Raw genomic sequence first — 15,294 nt, 5'->3', positions numbered from 1 at the left:
TCCTGCCGTTAGCGCGACTGGCGCTGCAGGATGTTGGAGAATTCCTCGACGAAGCTCTCGAAGCGGATCGCCAGGCGGTCGACATCGTGCGAAAAACGGTTGTAGGCGACGACGGCGGGAATCGCGGCGAACAGGCCGATCGCGGTGGCGATCAGCGCTTCGGCGATGCCCGGCGCCACGGCCGACAGCGTGGCCTGCTGCACGTTGGCCAGGCCGCGGAACGCATTCATGATGCCCCACACGGTACCGAGCAGGCCGATGTACGGCGACACGGAACCGACGGATGCCAGGAAGGCCAGGTGCGATTCGAGTGCATCCATCTCCCGCTGGAAGGCGGCGCGCATGGCGCGGCGGGCACCGTCCAGGATGGCGCCCACGTCCAGCGCATCGCGGCTGGCGGCGCCGGCCTGCTTGCCCTTGATGAATTCGCCCATGCCCGCCTCGAAGATGCGCGACAGCGCCCCGTGGTTGGCGCGGTTGCTGCTGGCCGACTGGTACAACTGGTGCAGGTTGCCGCCGGCCCAGAAGGTTTTCTCGAAGTCGAGCGTCATGCGGCGCGCGGCGCGCACATCGAACAGTTTCTTGAAGATGTAGGTCCAGCTGATGAGCGATACGCCGAGCAGCAGCGCCATGATCAGCTGGACGATCAGGTGCGCGTTGGAGATCAGGGCGATGAAGGAAAGATCTTGGGTACCGTTCATTATTTCTCAGTGGGTTGGGATTGCACCGGCTTCGGCGTCGTGCGCCCGGCCTGGACTAGTTCGCGACAAAGCGGCCCATCTCGGCCGCCACGGCATCCGGCAAGGCGCGGGGACGCAGCGCGCCATCGACACAGCCGACCTTCACATGCGCCGTGTTCAGCAGCGTCGTGCCGCACCATGCCTGCTGGCGGAACACGACGGATGCGCGGCCGAGCTTCTCGATAACGAGTGTTAATTTTAGTGCATCGTCCAGTCTGGCCGGCGCATGATAGTCCGCGCTCACGTTCTTGACCACGAACATGGCGTCATGCTCTTCCAGAAGCTTCTGCTGGCCAACGCCGATGGCGCGCAGCCATTCGGTGCGCGCCCGCTCGAAGAACTTCAGGTAATTTGCATAATAAACAATGCCGCCCGCGTCCGTATCCTCGTAGTAGACGCGGACTTCCCAGCTGAACTCTGATGCCATGAAGGACGAGGTAAAAATATCAAAGGTGTAATTAGGCAACATTCTAAGCGATTTGCTCACATCGTTGCCAGAAATTACTGCACATTCCACAAGCTGGGCAGTAAAGCAAAACTATTTCGTTAATGCAATATCGGTAACAAAGGCTTACGTCTCAGGCCCGCTTGATGGCGAACGGCGAGAAGCCCTGGCAGGTAGGCATCAGCTCGATCGAATTGACATTGACGTGCGGCGGCAGCGTGGCGATCCAGTAGGCGGTGGCGGCAATGTCCTCGGCCGTCAGCGGCGTGGTGCCTTCGTAGACCTTCGCCGCTGCCGCGTCGTCGCCCTTGAAGCGCACGTTCGAGAACTCGGTGCCGCCGCACAGGCCGGGCGCCAGGTTGGTGGCGCGCACGCCGGTGCCCACCAGGTCGGCGCGCAGGTTCAGCGTGAACTGGTCGACGAAGGCCTTGGTGGCGCCGTACACATTGCCGCCCGGGTAGGGATAGGCGCCCGCCACGGAACCCAGGTTGATCACCAGTCCCGTGTTGCGCTCCACCATGCGGGGCAGCACGGCGCGCGTCATCGTCACCAGGCCGCTGCAGTTGGTGGCGATCATGGTGTCCCAGTCGTCCAGCGAGGCTTCCTGGGCCGGCTTGATGCCCAGCGCCAGGCCGGCATTGTTGATCAGCACGTCGATATCGCGCCAGTCGGCCGGCAGGGCGTCCAGCGCGGCGTGGATGGCCGCCTTGTCCGTCACGTCCAACGGCACCGTGCGCACATTGGCGCCCAGTTCGGCGGCGATGGCATCGAGGCGGTCTGCGCGGCGGCCGGCGATCAGCACGCGGTGGCCGTTGGTGGCGAACGTACGCGCCATCGCGGCGCCGAAGCCGGCGGTGGCGCCGGTAATGAAGACGATCATGTGAGCAGTTCCGTGGGTAGCAGGGTTGAACCGGCTGATTGTAGCCGAACTGGCAGCATTGCCGCGGCTTCGTCCCGCACGGCGGGGTGGATTGCCATTCACGGCCCCGTCACATACAATCTCGGCTCCATTTATGTCTCACGTAACTGGCGAAAAGCGGCTCCCCCCACGGGACGGGCGCCGCGAAAGGTGGGTCTCCACCGGGGAACGTGAGATTTCAATCAGCCGTTCGCCTGGGCAGCCACCGATGGAATCGTTGCGAAGAGGCTGCCTTTGCCGCACCCGGCATTCCTGTTCGATCCTTGTCGTGTCCTACTCAGTACGGAGCAATAACCATGTTCGCAAAAGATCACACCCTCGCCAACGTCGACCCTGAGCTGTTCGGCGCCATCCAGAACGAAAACCGCCGCCAGCACGACCATATCGAGCTGATCGCCTCGGAAAACTACACGTCGCCGGCCGTGATGGAAGCGCAGGGCTCGCAGCTCACGAACAAGTACGCCGAAGGCTATCCGGGCAAGCGCTACTACGGCGGCTGCGAATATGTCGACGTCGTCGAGCAGCTGGCCATCGACCGCCTGAAGCAGCTGTTCGGCGCGGAAGCGGCCAATGTGCAGCCGAACTCGGGCTCGCAGGCCAACCAGGGCGTGTTCTTCGCCGTGCTCAAGCCGGGCGACACGATCATGGGCATGTCGCTGGCCGAAGGCGGCCACCTGACGCACGGCATGCCGCTGAACATGTCCGGCAAGTGGTTCAACGTGGTGTCCTACGGCCTGACCGCTTCGGAAGACATCGACTACGATGCCATGGAAAAGCTGGCCCACGAGCACAAGCCGAAGCTGATCATCGCCGGCGCCTCGGCCTACTCGAAGAAGATCGACTTCGAACGTTTCGCCGCCGTGGCCAAGGCCGTCGGCGCCTACTTCATGGTGGACATGGCCCACTACGCCGGCCTGATCGCCGCCGGCCTGTACCCGAACCCGGTGCCGCACGCCGACTTCGTCACGTCGACCACGCACAAGTCGCTGCGCGGCCCGCGCGGCGGCATCATCCTGATGAAGGCCGAGCACGAGAAGATCATCAATTCGGCGATCTTCCCCGGCATCCAGGGCGGCCCGCTGATGCACGTGATCGCCGGCAAGGCCGTGGCGTTCAAGGAAGCGCTGGGCGAGGACTTCAAGGCGTATCAGCAGCAGGTGGTGAAGAACGCCGACGTGCTGGCGAAAACGCTGATCAAGCGTGGCCTGCGCATCGTGTCCGGCGGCACCGAGTCCCACGTGTTCCTGGTCGACCTGCGCGCCAAGAACCTGACCGGCAAGGAAGCCGAAGCCATCCTGGGTTCGGCACACATCACGACGAACAAGAACGGCATCCCGAACGACCCGCAGAAGCCGTTCGTGACGTCCGGCATCCGCCTGGGCAGCCCGGCCATGACGACGCGCGGCTTCAAGGAAGCCGAGGCGGAAGAAGTGGGCAACCTGATCGCTGACGTGCTGGACAACCCGAACGACGCCGCCACCATCGAGCGCGTGAAGGCGGCCGTGAAGGTGCTGGCCGACAAATACCCGGTTTACGCATAACCCCCGCGTTGTTACCATCGGGGCGCCGGGCTGCGAGGTCCGGCGCCTTTTTCATACTTTTGCGACTGATCCACCATGAAATGTCCGTTTTGCCAGCATGACGACATCCACGTCCTCGATACCCGCGTATCGGAGGAGGGGGACGCCATCAAGCGCCGCCGGCGCTGCGGCAAATGCGACAAGCGTTTCACGACGTACGAGCGGATTGAACTTTCGATGCCGTTCGTGGTCAAAAAAAACGGCAGCCGCACCGAATACGCCGAAGCGAAGCTGCGTGGCAGCCTGATGCTGGCGCTGCGCAAGCGGCCCGTGGAAGCGGCGGCCGTCGACCGCGCCGTGCAGTCGATCGAGGAAAAGCTGCTCACGAGTGGCAAGCGCGAGGTGGACACGAACTACATCGGCGAACTGGTGATGGGCGAGCTGAAGCGTCTGGACAAGGTGGCCTACATCCGCTTCGCTTCCGTCTATAAGAATTTCGAGGACCTGGCCGAGTTCCAGGATGCCATCGAAGAGGCCGGCAAGCGGGCCGAGTAAGGCTGCGGTTCGTCGGCAACGGTGGTCAAGCGACCAAACCGGTGTCCGACGCCAGCACGGCCGCTGGCTTACGGGGGCGCCCGCGGCATGTGAGCTTGCCACCGCCGCCAGCGGGGTGTCCGACGCCGGCTTCATCGGTGTGGGGCAGCGGTTTTTGCTTGCAGCACCTGTTACCAGCACGTCAAACGAGCGGGTGTGGCTTCCGGCAGCGTTTCCCGCCTGCCTGCCCTGAATCATTCCTCTGCGCAATCCGAGCGCGCAACCGCCGTCCGGAAATCTCCCGTCAGCCACCTCATCCTTGACCCGCCTCAACCGCTAACGGCCGTCCCCGCCTATCTTGTACGGCAGAGTTCAAAGGGGAGGCCGCCATGCGCCAAGCTGCCGGGTTCACGCTGCTGGAAATACTGATCGCCGTCTTCGTGCTGGCCCTGGGCCTGATCGGCGGCACGGCGATGCAGCTGCATGCCATGCGCACGCGCCACGAATCGGCGCTGCTCTCGTCCGCCGTGCGCGTTGCCTCCAGCCTGGCCGACCGCATGCGCGCCAACGCCGCCCAGCTGCCGGCCTACCTCGCCATCGATTACGACGCGCACGCCGAGCCGTCGCCCGCGCCGCCCGCCAACCTGTGTCTCGCCACGCCCTGCGATGCCGCCGGACTGGCCAGCCTGGATGCCTACGAACTGAAACGGCAGGTGCGCGCCACCTTTCCCGCCGGCCGCGCACGCGTCTGCCGCGATGCGCAGATGTGGGCCGGCGGCAGCCTGCGCTGGGACTGCAGCGGCGAGCCATCGGCCCCCGTGGTGGTGAAGGTCGGCTGGCGCGGCAAGCGCCCGGACGGCACGCCGGACACCGATGCGGCCGGCAGCTACGCGCCGGGCGTCGCGATTGCCGTCGGGGCCGCGCCGTGAGCGCACTTGCATTCACGCGCCCCCAGCGCGGCATCGGCATCGCCGAGATCCTCGTGGCCCTCACGCTCGGCCTGCTCGTCACGCTTGCTGCATCGGCCATGCTGCTGGTGGCCAACCGGGACTTCGTCAACCACGGCGCCAATGCGCGGCTGACCGATGGCGGACGCTATGCGCTGGAACTGGTCGAGCAGGGCCTGCGCCAGTCCGCATGGACGGACCTCGAAACGGGCACCGGCACCGCGGCGGATGCAGCACCCGCCATCACGGGCCTGGACAACCGCAGCCTCACGCGCACGGCTGCCGGCCTGGGCGGCGCGGTGGCCGGCATCAACGGCAGCGATGTGCTGGCGCTGCGCTTTTCCGGCGCCGGCAACGTGGCCGGTTATGCGTCCGTGATCGACTGCGCCGGCTTTGCCGCCGGCACGGCCCAGGACGGCTGGAGCATCTTCTATGTGGGCATGGCGGACGATGGCGAATCGGAGCTGCGCTGCAAGTACGTGGCGCAGTCCGGCAACTGGAATGCCGACGCGATCGTGCGCGGCGTGGACAGCTTCCAGGTGCTGTATGGCGTCGATACGGACGAGCCGCGCGATGGCATTCCCAATCGCTACCTGAACGCATCCGGGATCGCGGCACTCGATGGCGCACTGGCGCTGGCCGGCGCCACGCCCGCCGAGCAGGCCGCCGACCTGCGCCGCCGCACGTGGTGGAAACGTGTGGCGACCGTGCGCGTGGCGCTGCTGCTGCACGGCGAAACGGGCTCGCGGCCCGCCTCGCTGCCGGCGCGTTACGAGCTGTTCGGTGCGGCCTATGGGGATGCCCTGGATGCGGGAACGCAGATCGACGAGGCACGCCTGCCGGAGGCCCTGCGATGGCGGGCGCGCCGCGTGTTCGAAACGGCTGTCCTGCTGCGCAACCGGGACGGCTGATGGCCAGGCTCGCAGGGACCCGGGGACGCGAAGCCGGCATCACGCTGATCGTCAGCCTGCTGATGCTGGTGGCCGTGATGCTGCTCGCGGCCGCCGCGGCGGGCACCGCGCTGATGGGAGAGAAGGCGGCACGCGCCGAGCGGGACCGGCACGTGGCGCTGCAGGCTGCGGAGGATGCACTGATGGATGCGGAACACGATCTCGATACGGCGGCAGCGGAGCGGGCGGACCTGCTGGCAGCGCCCGCATTTGCGCCGGGCTGCGGCACCGGTTCCGCGCTGGGCCTCTGTGCACGCTCTGCGCCGGGCGACCCGCCGCCATGGCAAACGGTCGACCTGGCCGGCGCCAGCGCCGTGCCGTTCGGCCACTTCACCGGTGCTGCGATGGAGACGGGCAGCGGGTTCGCGCCCTTGCGCCGGCCGCAGTACATCGTGGAACGGCTGCCGTATCACCGTCCCGGCGAGGAGGCCGGCGGCCCGCCGCGCTATTTCTACCGGGTGACGGCCATCGGTTTCGGCAGCCGCGCGGCGACGCAGGTCGTGCTGCAGACGGCCTACCGGCGCCCGGAAGATTGAGCATGAACGGCATCGCTTCTCGCCAGGCCGGCCGCCCGTTCTCCGGCAGCGGGATGGCTGCGGCACTGGCCCTGGCGCTGCCCCTTGCGTGTGCCGCGCTGGCCGCTGCCACGGCGACGCCGCCTGCAGTGGAACTGGATGACGAAGCAGCGGCCCTGGCCTGCCGTTCCGGTGCCCGCATGGTGGCGGGACAGTCCCTGGCCGTGCCGGCGGAAGATCTCACGCCCCGCCGGCCCCCGCCGGGCGTGCCTGCATCGGACGCCACGGTGTTCCGCACCACCTACGACATCGCCAGCGGCAGCGGCACGCTGGCCCGTGTACCGCTGGTGCAGGACGATGATGGGAGCGTGCGGCTCCTGCCGCCGTTGTGGGAAGCGTCCGCGCTGCTGAGCGGTACCGCACCGGCAGCCAGGCAGATCTACACCCTGAACCCGGACAGTTCACCGGCCGGTGCCACGATCCCGTTCGAGTGGCCGCGCTTGTCCGTCGCGCAGCGCGCCGCCCTGAACCGCCCGCCGGGCGCGGTGACGGGCGCGGAAAGCGGTGCCGATGGACTAGGCGAAGCGCGTGTCGCGTACCTGCGCGGCGAGCGCATACAGGAAGGCACCGTGTTCCAGCCGCGTGCGGGCCTGCTGGGCGACGCGGTGCACGGCGTGCCGGTGTATGTCGGACCCGGCGCCAGCCAGCCCGGCGACAGTGCGCACGCCGCCTTCTACAGCCGCACGCTGCTGCGGCGTGACGCGGTCTACCTCGGCACCAACGACGGCATGCTGCACGCCTTCGATGCGGCCACTGGCGCCGAGCTGTTTGCCTATGTGCCGAACATGCTGGTTCCGGCGCTGAACGAACTCACAGCGCCGGGCCGCGCCCACCGCCCCTATGTCGACGGACCGCTGACGGCCGGCGAGGCGCTGGTCCGCGGGCAGTGGCGCACGGTGCTGGTCGGCTCGCCCGGTGCCGGCGCGCAGGGCCTGTTCGCGCTGGATGTCACCGATCCCGCAGCCTTCGCGGGCGGCGCCGGCGCCATGTGGGAATTCACGCAGCAGGACGATCCGGCGCTGGGCAACGTGATGCAGCCCGTGCAGGTGGGGCGCCTGCAGTTGCGCTCCACCGCGGCCGGTCCGCAATACCGCCACTTCGCCTTGACGGGCAATGGCGTGAACAGCTACGTGGCCGATGGCGCGGCCGGCGCGGGGCAGGGCGCGCTGTTTTTGCTGGCGCTGGACAAGCCGCCGGCCGAGCGCTGGCGCCTCGATACGAATTACTACCGCCTCGATACGCCGCCGGGCGAACCGTCGCTGCCGGCCGGCCTCGGCGCGCCGGCCCTCGTGGCCGATGACGACAATATGGTGCGCCATGCCTACGCCGGCGACCTGCAGGGCAATCTGTGGCGTTTCGATTTCACGGGGCGGCCACCGTGGCGCACCGACCCGTCCATGCAATCGCTCTTCGTGGCGCGCGACGCCGCGGGCCACCGCCAGCCCGTCACGCAGCAGCCGAAGATCGTCCATGCGGAAGGCGGCGGCTACCTCGTGCTGTTCGGCACGGGCAGCCTGTACGGCCGCGAGGAACGCGCGCCGGACACGTTCACGCCGCAGTCCTATTACGCGATCTACGACGACCCCGCGGCGCGCGCTCGGCCGGTGCCGCTGCGGCGTGCCGACCTGGTCCAGCGCAGCGTGGACGGCGCGTCCGGCGATGCCGACTTTCTCGTCACCGGGCGCATGGCCACCATCGGCGCGGGCGACCGGCCGCAGGGCTGGTACCTCGATTTCGCGGATGTGGCGCAATCGGGCGAGCGCAGCATCGCCAGCGGGACCCTCGCCGATGGCAAGCTGGTGTTCGGTACCGTGGTGCCGGGCCGCGATCCCTGTGCGGACAGCGCCGGCCGCGTCTACGTACTCGATGCGCTGGCCGGGCTGGCGACGGATGCCGATGGCGCGGCACTGCTGTCCGGCAGCACGGGCACGCTGCTGCCGGACTTCCTGGGCGCACCCCTGATGCTGCGCGGCGACCGTGTGCGCACGGGGCGCGAAGCGAACGGACGGCTGCGCATCCGTCGTGACACCGTCATCGTGCAACCGGGCGAGGTACCGCGTGTGGTGGCCGGTAGCGCCGCCAGCTGGCCGGCCGGGCGCCTGAGCTGGCGCGAAGTGGCCAACTGGCGCCGGCTGCATCGCGCGGCAGGCGGGCCGGCCCCATGAAGGTGTGCCGGTGACGGGCGCCATGGCGAGCCGTGGCGGTTTTACCCTGCCGGAGCTGCTGGTGGCGCTGGCCATCGCCGGCATCCTCGCCGCCGTCGCGCTGCCCTCCTGGCGGGAGTACGTGATCCGTACCAGGCGCACGGAGGGGCAGGGCGCGCTGCAGGCGCTGATGGGGCAGCAGGAGCGCTATTTCACGCAGCACAACCGCTACATCGCCTTTGGCGCGGACGCACCGGAACCCGAGGCGCAGCAGTTCCGCTGGTGGTCCGGCACCACGGCGGCCAGCAGCGCTTATGAAATCGCGGGGCGCGCCTGCGAAGGCGACACCATCGACAACTGCATCGAGCTGACAGCCACGCCCGGCACATCGCGCGTGGACAGCCGCTTCCGGGACGATACATGCCAACGTCTGACTCTCACCAGCCGCGGCGAACGGCGCGCCAGCGCAACCCAGGATACTGCCGCCACGGTGCGCTGCTGGCGCTGAAACGGCCGCACGCCTTCACACTGGTGGAGATGCTGGTCGGCGTGGCCCTCGCCGCCATCCTGCTGGGCCTCGCCGTCCCGGATTTTCGCGCCACGCTCGAGCGCCATGCGGTGCGCGCCGCGGCGGCGGATTTGCTGGCGGCCCTGCACCTGGCACGCTCGCAGGCCATCGGCCGGGGCGAGATCGTGGCCGTGGCACCGCTCGATGCGGCCGGTGCGGACTGGCGCCAAGGCTGGCTCGTGTTTGCCGACCGCGATGGCGACGGCCGGCCCGGCGCGGCCGACGAAGTGCTGTTCCGGCGTGCCGCCCCGGCTGCCGGCATGCGCATCTGGTCCGGGCTGACCCTCGCTGCGCCGCCGTTCTATGTCGCCTATAATAGTGCCGGCCGTACCTGCCGTACGGACAATGCGCTGGCCGCCAACTGGGGCACGCTGTCGCTGCAGTCCGGCAGCGCGCGGCGCAACATCAAGATCAACATGCTGGGCCGCGCACGGCTGTGCGACCCGGCAACGGAGTCCGGCTGCACGGCGGCGGGCGAATAGGGCTGCTACGGTATGGAACTGGACAATGACGCGGCGCGCGACGGCCTGCACGATCCCGTGCGCGACGCCGACCTGCGGATCGACGACGACGTGGCCGGCATGCGCCTGGCGCTGCAGTGGGCTGCGCGCGGCCTGTACACCACGTCGCCCAATCCGCATATCGGCTGCGTCATCGTGCGCGATGGCGTCGTCATCGGCGCCGGCGTCACCCAGCCGGCGGGCCAGGACCATGCGGAAATCCAGGCCCTGAAGGATGCGGCGCGCCGCGGCATCGACGTGCGCGGCGCCACCGCCTATGTCACCCTCGAGCCGTGCAGCCACTACGGCCGCACGCCGCCGTGCTGCGATGCGCTGGTGCGCGCCGGCCTGGGGCGCGTGGTCGCGGCGATGGAAGACCCGAACCCGCTGGTGGCTGGCCAGGGCCTGGCACGGCTGGCGGCGGCCGGCATCGAAGCATCGTCCGGCGTGCTGGCGGACGAGGCGTATGAACTGAACATCGGCTTCTTCTCGCGCATGACGCGCCAGCTGCCGTGGGTGCGCATGAAGACGGCGGCCAGCCTGGATGGCATGACGGCGCTGCACAACGGCCGCAGCCAGTGGATCACCGGCGCGCCGGCGCGCGCCGACGGCCATGCCTGGCGCGCGCGGGCCTGCGCGATCCTGACCGGCATCGGCACCGTCAAGGCGGACGATCCGCAACTGAACGTGCGTGCCGTCGCCACGCCGCGCCAGCCGCGCCGCATCGTCGTCGACAGCCGGCTCGAGATCGACCCGCGCGCGAAGGTGCTGCAGGGCGGCGGCACGTGGATCGTGGCCGCCATCGACGATCATGAGAAGGAAGCGCCGCTGCGCGATGCCGGTGCCGAGATCATCGTGCTGCCGAACGCGCACGGCAAGGTGGACCTGGCGGAGCTGATGCGCGAGCTGGGGCGTCGCCAGATCAACGAGCTGCATGTCGAGGCGGGCACCAAGCTCAATGGCTCGCTGGTGCGCGAACGCTGCGTCGACGAGCTGCTGGCCTACCTGGCGCCCACGCTGCTGGGCGATGCGCAGGGCATGTTCGGCCTGCCGGCGCTAACGGACCTGAACGACCAATACCGGTTGCGCTTCCACGATGTGAGCCGGGTCGGCGACGACCTGCGCATCCTGGCGCGCTTCAATCCACCCTCCACCATTTGACGAGAATACTACCCATGTTCACAGGAATCGTTGCCGCTGTCGGCCAGATCAACACCGTGACCCCGCTGCCCGGCGGCCATGACGCCGGCGTGCGCCTCGTCATCGGCGCCGGCGGCCTGCCGCTGGCCGATGTGGGCCTGGGCGATTCCATCGCCATCAACGGCGCCTGCATGACGGTCGTCGAAAAGACGGCGGACAGCTTCACGGTCGACGTCTCGCGCGAAAGCCTGAACTGCACGGCGGGCCTGGACCAGCCGGGCGAAGTGAACCTGGAAAAGGCGCTGACGCTGGCCGAGCGCCTGGGCGGCCACCTCGTCTCCGGCCACGTCGATGGTCTCGGTACCGTGCGCAAGTTCGAACCGGTCGGCGAGTCGTATGAGCTGGTGATCGAAGCGCCGGCCGGGCTGGCAAAATACCTGGCGTTCAAGGGCTCCATCGTCGTCAACGGCGTGTCGCTGACGGTCAACCGCGTGGAAGACGTGGCCGATGGCTGCCGGTTCTCCATCAACCTGATCCCGCACACGATCGAGGTCACCACGCTGAAGCACCTCACGGTCGGCGGCAAGGTCAACCTGGAGATCGACCTGATCGCCCGCTATGTCGAGCGCATGCTGTCGGTCGAACAGAGCGGCCGGCAGGGTTGAGCGTGCCGGGCGCGCCGGCGCGCAAACCCAATATCGCGGCCGCCGTCAGCGTGGCCATCGCCGCCATCACGTATTTCGTGGCGTCGCTGGCCTGGACCGGCACGTTCTCGCACGGCCGGTGCGGCGACTTCGGCATGCAGTGCATCGGCCTGAGCTTCATCCTGCTCGGCAGCGGCTGCGTGGCCGGTTTCATCTCGGCCCTGTTCGGCTTCCGGCACGCCGGCGCATGGCGGCGCGTGATCGTGTGGATCGGCGTGCTGGCCAATGGCATTCCGCTGCTGCTGGTGCTGTACGGCCTGGCGATGGTGCTGCTGATGCGGCATTGAATACGGGACAAGCCCCTTTTTTCGCCCCGCTGCGGCATCATGGAGCCATGCAAACAAACGCCCGTTCCCTGATGTCCCGATGGCTGGCCGTGTTCCTGATGGGGGCGGGTGCGGCTTGTGCCCAGCCGGCCTTCGAACCGGCCGGCCCGCAAGCCATGCCGGGCAAGGAAGTCTGCGCCGGCAATCCCAAAGCCGCCTCGGGCAGCGACACGGCGGCGCTGGCGGCCCTGATCGCCGCGCCGGAATTCGCGTCGGTACGGCCGCTGTTCGGGGCCGCGCAGCCGCAGGTGATGTGGTGGGTGCGCAAGGCCCGCTCGCTGGACCTGCAGGCGCTGCTGACGGCCTTCCACGAAGCGAACCACATGCTGGACTTTGCGCTCTCCGCCTGCCATGGCAACCGCGCGGTGTTCCACTATCGCGGCGAAGTGATCGTCACGGACTACGTGCGCGGCCAGGCGCCTGCCTTCGCTATCGCGGCGAAAGAGATTCCCGATGAACTGAAGGCGCAGCCGAACGGCCGCTACGCCGTCTACTTCGGCAACCGCAACGTGTACCGGGGCGACTTCTACCCGCTGATCGATGAGCTGAACGCGCACGTGGCAGGCGCGGAATTCGAGGTGGCGGTGGCGGGCACGCCGCTGTACCGCGACATGGCGGCGCGGGCCCGTTCCATCAACGGCAATATCGGCGGCATGGCCGACTTCATGCTGTACACCGTCGCGTACCTGAAGGCGCTGCGTGCACAGGATCCGGCCGCATGGCGCAAGCTGGTGGCGCGCAAGGCGATGATGGCGCACGTGCAGCGGCTGTGGACGGCCGCCGAGAACGTGCTGGCGCTGGCCGCGCCGCTGGCGCCGGAGCAGGGCGGCCTGTACCAGTATCCGACGGCGGCGCTGGACGCCGTGTATGCGCCGGCGCTGCTGGCCGAGCTGGACGCGGCGGGCCTGCGCCATGGCAGCCCGCCCCGTCCGGCCGCGGCGTCATCGGGTGGCGGTTTCACGACGCCGGCTGCGTCGTTTTCCGTGCCGCGATGAAGTCCTTCTCCACCGCCTGGCGCAGCAGGTCGGGCGGCAGGATGCCCTGAGCGACGACGAAATCGTTGAACGCCTTCAGGTCGAAGCGCTCGCCCAGTTCCACCTCGGCCAGCGCGCGCAGCACGCGCAGCTTCACGTAGCCGTAGTAGTACGACGTGGCCTGGCCCGGCGAGCGGTACGAATAGCGGTCCACTTCCGATTGCGCGAACGGTTCGGACAGGCCCACTTCCTTCATCAGGAAGGCCTTGGCCTGTTCCGGCGTCATGCGGCCCAGGTTGATCGACGGGTCGAGCATCGCGCGGGCCATGCGCAGCAGGCGCATCTGCAGCGACACGAGCTGGCCTTCGGCCGGCATGTAGGGCAGCAGCACGGCCTCCGAATACAGGCCCCAGCCTTCCACGTTGGTGCTGTTGAACGCGAACGTGGCGCGGGCGATCGACATGCCCTGTTCCACCATCGACGCGAACTGCAGCTCATGGCCGGGCCGCGCTTCGTGCGCCGCCAGGGTCCACGTCATGGCCTCGTAGTCGAAGTCGTCCATCTTCGCGGCGGACTTGGCGTTCGGGTTCGACAGCGGGATCACGAACTCGCCATATTCGCCCGTATTGCCGATCAGGCGCGGCGGGTTCATGAACGGCACCGGCGTGCGGGCTGCTTCGGCGGTGGTCGCAGTGCGGATGCTGGCATCGCGCGCCGGCAGCGTGACGAGGTTGCGGTCGCGGATGATCTTCTCGATCTCCTTCAGGCGCGCGCGGTAATACGGCAGCAGCTGGTCGGCAGGGATCGACGTCTTCTTCAGCTCGCGCATCACGTCGCGGTAGTCGCTCGACGGGAACTTGCGCTGGGCGGCCAGGGTGTTGGCGACCACCTGCATCTGGTCGCGCGTTTCCTGGAAGTCGAAGCTGGCGCGCTCGATCATCTGCTCGGGCGAGATGTCGACGCCCACGTTCAGCAGGCGGTTCGCGTACACCGCTTCCGGCAGGCGCACTTCCTTGCGGGCGCGCGGCAGGATCTGGGCGCGCACCCAGTCATCGTAGGCCTTCACTTGCGACTTCAGCGTCGCCAGGTCCGCTTCCCAGCCCGTCAGTTTTGCCTTCGTGAACAGCTCGGCAATGCCGTCCAGGTAGGTGGCGTTGTTCTTCAGGCCTTCCTCGACCTCGCCCACGTAGGGGCCGACCAGGCCCTTCACCGCGAAGCGCTCCTCGGTGCGGGCGCGCGCCAGCGTGGCGATCGGCGTGTAGCCGCTTTCCGCGCCGATGTAGCGCTTCAGGCGCAGCAGCGCGGCGCGCTGGCGTGCCGGCTTGTTGCGGGCATCGAGCAGCGCATCCAGGCCGCCGTAGGTCAGCTCGCCCACGTTCACGTAGTTCAGCAGGTGGCGCCGTTCCAGCTTCAGCGAGTCGATGCGCTTGACGCGCGAGTCGATCAGGATGTCCAGGTCCTGCCCGACCTTCGGGTCCTTCTCGGCCTTGCGCTGGGCACGCAGGGCGGCCAGGCGCTGCTCGGTGTCCGCCAGTTCGCGCTCGTAGGCACGCGGCTTGAGGTCGGTCACCATCGTATCGAACTCTTCGCTGCCCAGCGACGAGGCTTCCTCCGGGCTGTAGCGGCCGGCATCCTTCAGGACGGGTTGCGAGTAGGCGTCGCTGCGGGCCACCCACGCGGGTGCGGCAGAAACGGGATGGACGGCGACGAGATTGGCGGAGACGAGGAGGGCGGTGACGGCGAGGAGGCGCAGGGCGGGGCCGGCTCTAGACATGGAGGCTTCCTTTTGGTTCGATACCCGGATGGGCGAGGAAGCGATTGTATGCCGAAGCCGGCCGGGCGGGAATGCGGCGAATTCGCCCGCGGCCGTTACAACAGCGTGGCGGTCAGCGAAATGTCGGCCTTCAGCAGTTTCGACACGGGGCAGCCGGCCTTCGCCTTGGCGGCCAGTTCCTGGAACTTCGCATCGTCGGCGCCGGGGATCTTCGCCTGCAGCGTCAAGTGCACGGCCGTGATGGCATAGCCGTCCTCCTGCTTTTCCAGTGTGACTTCCGCCTTGGTGTCCATCTTCTCGGCGGTCAGGCCCGCTTCGCCGAGGATCAGCGACAGCGCCATCGTGAAGCAGCCCGCATGCGCGGCGCCGATCAGTTCTTCCGGGTTGGTGCCCGGCTTGCCTTCGAAGCGGCTGGCGAAGCCGTACGGGTATGCCTGCAATGCGCCGCTGGCGCTGCTGATGGCGCCCTTGCCATCCTTGATGCCGCCGGACCAGACGGCCGAGCCATGCGTCTTCATCGTTGTTCTCCTTGCT

Annotated in this window: 17 protein-coding genes and 1 riboswitch; of the genes, 12 read left to right on the top strand and 5 right to left on the bottom strand. The window is 68.1% G+C overall.

Annotation, left to right across the window (positions count from 1 at the left end):
* Nucleotides 1-8: 8 nt before the first annotated feature.
* The 3 genes from tolQ to IP91_RS06510 all read right to left on the bottom strand — a co-directional run bounded on the left by tolQ (nt 9) and on the right by IP91_RS06510 (nt 2,065).
* Nucleotides 9-701, bottom strand: a complete 693-nt coding sequence (tolQ, locus tag IP91_RS06520; RefSeq protein WP_145647895.1) for a protein TolQ — start codon at nt 699-701, stop codon at nt 9-11.
* Nucleotides 702-756: 55 nt separating this feature from the next.
* Nucleotides 757-1,167 (bottom strand): tol-pal system-associated acyl-CoA thioesterase, encoded by a 411-nt coding sequence (gene ybgC, locus IP91_RS06515; protein WP_145648058.1) that lies wholly within the window; start codon nt 1,165-1,167, stop codon nt 757-759.
* A 151-nt stretch (nt 1,168-1,318) separates the two neighbouring features.
* Nucleotides 1,319-2,065 carry an SDR family oxidoreductase gene (locus IP91_RS06510; protein ID WP_145647894.1) on the bottom strand — a complete coding sequence of 249 codons (747 nt, stop codon included), beginning with the start codon at nt 2,063-2,065 and terminating at the stop codon, nt 1,319-1,321.
* Nucleotides 2,066-2,197: 132 nt separating this feature from the next.
* Nucleotides 2,198-2,311: riboswitch (ZMP/ZTP riboswitch) on the top strand.
* Nucleotides 2,312-2,400: 89 nt separating this feature from the next.
* On the opposite strand from IP91_RS06510, the gene glyA reads away from it, so the two are divergent.
* The 12 genes from glyA to IP91_RS06450 all read left to right on the top strand — a co-directional run bounded on the left by glyA (nt 2,401) and on the right by IP91_RS06450 (nt 13,007).
* Nucleotides 2,401-3,645, top strand: coding sequence for a serine hydroxymethyltransferase (gene glyA / locus IP91_RS06505; protein WP_145647893.1), 1,245 nt, complete (start codon nt 2,401-2,403; stop codon nt 3,643-3,645).
* A 75-nt stretch (nt 3,646-3,720) separates the two neighbouring features.
* Nucleotides 3,721-4,179, top strand: coding sequence for a transcriptional regulator NrdR (nrdR, locus tag IP91_RS06500; protein WP_145647892.1), 459 nt, complete (start codon nt 3,721-3,723; stop codon nt 4,177-4,179).
* 368 nt (nt 4,180-4,547) lie between these two features.
* Nucleotides 4,548-5,087, top strand: coding sequence for a type IV pilus modification protein PilV (gene pilV / locus IP91_RS06495; protein WP_145647891.1), 540 nt, complete (start codon nt 4,548-4,550; stop codon nt 5,085-5,087).
* Nucleotides 5,084-6,016 carry a PilW family protein gene (locus tag IP91_RS06490; protein ID WP_229473934.1) on the top strand — a complete coding sequence of 311 codons (933 nt, stop codon included), beginning with the start codon at nt 5,084-5,086 and terminating at the stop codon, nt 6,014-6,016. The genes pilV and IP91_RS06490 overlap by 4 nt, the downstream gene beginning before the upstream one ends.
* A complete protein-coding gene (locus IP91_RS06485) occupies nt 6,016-6,591 on the top strand; it encodes a pilus assembly PilX family protein (protein ID WP_145647890.1) in 576 nt (191 codons plus the stop codon). The genes IP91_RS06490 and IP91_RS06485 overlap by 1 nt, the downstream gene beginning before the upstream one ends.
* A gap of 2 nt (nt 6,592-6,593) precedes the next feature.
* Nucleotides 6,594-8,795 (top strand): pilus assembly protein, encoded by a 2,202-nt coding sequence (locus tag IP91_RS06480; RefSeq protein ID WP_145647889.1) that lies wholly within the window; start codon nt 6,594-6,596, stop codon nt 8,793-8,795.
* A gap of 10 nt (nt 8,796-8,805) precedes the next feature.
* Nucleotides 8,806-9,282 (top strand): type IV pilin protein, encoded by a 477-nt coding sequence (locus IP91_RS06475; protein ID WP_229473931.1) that lies wholly within the window; start codon nt 8,806-8,808, stop codon nt 9,280-9,282.
* Nucleotides 9,195-9,824 carry a GspH/FimT family protein gene (locus IP91_RS06470; RefSeq protein WP_145647888.1) on the top strand — a complete coding sequence of 210 codons (630 nt, stop codon included), beginning with the start codon at nt 9,195-9,197 and terminating at the stop codon, nt 9,822-9,824. Before IP91_RS06475 ends, IP91_RS06470 begins: the two co-directional genes overlap by 88 nt.
* Nucleotides 9,825-9,923: 99 nt before the next feature.
* On the top strand, nt 9,924-11,003 hold the full coding sequence (gene ribD / locus IP91_RS06465) for a bifunctional diaminohydroxyphosphoribosylaminopyrimidine deaminase/5-amino-6-(5-phosphoribosylamino)uracil reductase RibD (protein ID WP_199754522.1): 1,080 nt from the start codon (nt 9,924-9,926) through the stop codon (nt 11,001-11,003).
* Nucleotides 11,004-11,017: 14 nt separating this feature from the next.
* Complete coding sequence (locus IP91_RS06460) at nt 11,018-11,647, top strand: riboflavin synthase (protein WP_145647887.1); 630 nt, start codon at nt 11,018-11,020, stop codon at nt 11,645-11,647.
* A gap of 2 nt (nt 11,648-11,649) precedes the next feature.
* Nucleotides 11,650-11,973, top strand: a complete 324-nt coding sequence (locus IP91_RS06455) for a hypothetical protein (RefSeq protein ID WP_145647886.1) — start codon at nt 11,650-11,652, stop codon at nt 11,971-11,973.
* Nucleotides 11,974-12,020: 47 nt separating this feature from the next.
* Nucleotides 12,021-13,007: a hypothetical protein gene (locus IP91_RS06450; RefSeq protein WP_145647885.1), complete on the top strand. Its 987-nt coding sequence runs from the start codon at nt 12,021-12,023 to the stop codon at nt 13,005-13,007.
* Here the strand turns inward: IP91_RS06450 and IP91_RS06445 are convergent.
* Both IP91_RS06445 and IP91_RS06440 read right to left on the bottom strand, forming a co-directional pair.
* Complete coding sequence (locus IP91_RS06445) at nt 12,970-14,760, bottom strand: DUF885 domain-containing protein (protein ID WP_145647884.1); 1,791 nt, start codon at nt 14,758-14,760, stop codon at nt 12,970-12,972. The genes IP91_RS06450 and IP91_RS06445 overlap by 38 nt on opposite strands.
* Before the next feature lie 95 nt (nt 14,761-14,855).
* Nucleotides 14,856-15,278: an OsmC family protein gene (locus IP91_RS06440; protein WP_145647883.1), complete on the bottom strand. Its 423-nt coding sequence runs from the start codon at nt 15,276-15,278 to the stop codon at nt 14,856-14,858.
* Nucleotides 15,279-15,294: the final 16 nt, after the last annotated feature.

The sequence above is a fragment of the Pseudoduganella lurida genome, from assembly GCF_007830455.1.
GTDB classification, from domain to species: Bacteria; Pseudomonadota; Gammaproteobacteria; order Burkholderiales; family Burkholderiaceae_D; genus Rugamonas; species Rugamonas lurida.
This window is presented reverse-complemented; position numbering and strand designations above follow the sequence as displayed.

Coding starts and splice junctions, on each gene's coding strand:
- tolQ (WP_145647895.1), bottom strand. CDS start 701: ATGAACGGTACCCAAGATCTTTCCTTCATCGCCCTGATCTCCAACGCG.
- ybgC (WP_145648058.1), bottom strand. CDS start 1,167: ATGGCATCAGAGTTCAGCTGGGAAGTCCGCGTCTACTACGAGGATACG.
- IP91_RS06510 (WP_145647894.1), bottom strand. CDS start 2,065: ATGATCGTCTTCATTACCGGCGCCACCGCCGGCTTCGGCGCCGCGATG.
- glyA (WP_145647893.1), top strand. CDS start 2,401: ATGTTCGCAAAAGATCACACCCTCGCCAACGTCGACCCTGAGCTGTTC.
- nrdR (WP_145647892.1), top strand. CDS start 3,721: ATGAAATGTCCGTTTTGCCAGCATGACGACATCCACGTCCTCGATACC.
- pilV (WP_145647891.1), top strand. CDS start 4,548: ATGCGCCAAGCTGCCGGGTTCACGCTGCTGGAAATACTGATCGCCGTC.
- IP91_RS06485 (WP_145647890.1), top strand. CDS start 6,016: ATGGCCAGGCTCGCAGGGACCCGGGGACGCGAAGCCGGCATCACGCTG.
- IP91_RS06480 (WP_145647889.1), top strand. CDS start 6,594: ATGAACGGCATCGCTTCTCGCCAGGCCGGCCGCCCGTTCTCCGGCAGC.
- IP91_RS06470 (WP_145647888.1), top strand. CDS start 9,195: ATGCCAACGTCTGACTCTCACCAGCCGCGGCGAACGGCGCGCCAGCGC.
- ribD (WP_199754522.1), top strand. CDS start 9,924: ATGCGCCTGGCGCTGCAGTGGGCTGCGCGCGGCCTGTACACCACGTCG.
- IP91_RS06460 (WP_145647887.1), top strand. CDS start 11,018: ATGTTCACAGGAATCGTTGCCGCTGTCGGCCAGATCAACACCGTGACC.
- IP91_RS06450 (WP_145647885.1), top strand. CDS start 12,021: ATGCAAACAAACGCCCGTTCCCTGATGTCCCGATGGCTGGCCGTGTTC.
- IP91_RS06445 (WP_145647884.1), bottom strand. CDS start 14,760: ATGTCTAGAGCCGGCCCCGCCCTGCGCCTCCTCGCCGTCACCGCCCTC.
- IP91_RS06440 (WP_145647883.1), bottom strand. CDS start 15,278: ATGAAGACGCATGGCTCGGCCGTCTGGTCCGGCGGCATCAAGGATGGC.